The sequence below is a fragment of the Xenorhabdus sp. IM139775 genome (genome assembly GCF_028598745.1).
In the GTDB taxonomy this organism is placed as follows: domain Bacteria; phylum Pseudomonadota; class Gammaproteobacteria; order Enterobacterales; family Enterobacteriaceae; genus Xenorhabdus.
The window spans coordinates 1-1,222 of the sequence record NZ_JAQRFK010000194.1; the positions used below are offsets into that span (position 1 = coordinate 1).

Here is a 1,222-nt window from a genome sequence, read left to right on the forward strand (position 1 = left end):
GAGTCACTGGCTGATGAAGAACGCAATCAAGTAAAATCCCAGCCGACCAGCAAAAAACTCAACAATGATGAATTGCGCCACTACATCGTGACGGGCGAAACCCGCGCCTTATCCACGGGTGTTCCGTCAGAAGGCGGCTATACCGTTATTCCCGAATTGAGCAAACAAATTATGCAACAACTGACTGATGAGTCAGTGATGCGCCGGATTTGTACAATTAAGACCACACGCAGTAACGAATACAAACAGCTTGTTTCGGTCGGTGGCGCAGCCGTGGCACACGGCGAAGAAGGCAAGGCTCGCGGCGAGACTGCCACACCTAAAATGGAAGAAGTCAGCATTAAGCTGTTCCCAATTTACGCTTATCCCAAAACGACCCAAGAGATTATCGATTTTAGCGATGTAGATATTTTAGGTTGGTTGACTTCTGAAATTGCCGACACATTCATTGATACCGAAGAAACGGATCTCGTCAGCGGTGACGGCAGTAAAAAAGCGAAAGGCTTCCTGTCTTATTCTCGTGATACTCAAACTGACAAGATTCGCGCGTTTGGCACTTTACAAAAGCTGGGAGTAACCGCACTTTCCGCCGATAGCCTGATTGACCTGAAATTCTTACTCAAGAACAAATACCGTAAAAATGCCGTCTGGGTGATGAATTCCACAACTGCCGCCCAAGTACAAAAACTGAAAAATGGCAATGGCGATTATATCTGGCGGGAGCGCTTACAGGCGGGTGATCCCGATATGCTGTTGGGCTTACCTGTCCACTACCTCGAATTTATGCCGGAGGGTGTGATCGGTCTGGGTGATTTTAAACGCGGTTACTTTATCGTTGACCATGAAACAGGCACCCGCACCCGTCCCGACAATATCACCGAACCGGGATTTTATAAGGTGCACTGTGATAAATATTTGGGCGGCGGGCTGGTGGATTCCAACGCGATCAAGGTGCTGGAAGTTAAAGCCAGTAAGTAAGCAAGAGGGGCACAACGCCCCTTTTCAGTCTTGGAGCCCAGAAGATGAAGAATGATTTTGAAATCCGCACCGCCTCCTTGTCAGCGTCAGATAAAAAGTTGGTCGGCTACGCGATCCGGTGGAACAGCCGCTCCCATGTGTTGTGGGATGAGTTTATCGAACAGTTCGCCCCGAATGCCTTTCGTGCCAGCTTAACTTCGGGTACTGATGTCAGGGCACTTTATGAACATGATCACATGAACCT

General features: G+C 48.7%; 2 protein-coding genes. Both read left to right on the forward strand.

The features are described 5' to 3' along the window. Nucleotides 1-978, forward strand: a 978-nt coding sequence (locus PSI17_RS16905; RefSeq protein WP_273553066.1) for a phage major capsid protein, incomplete at its 5' end; no start/stop codon positions are given. Between the two features lie 44 nt (nucleotides 979-1,022). Then, nucleotides 1,023-1,222: HK97 family phage prohead protease (locus PSI17_RS16910; protein ID WP_273553067.1), on the forward strand; the 200-nt coding region annotated here is incomplete at its 3' end.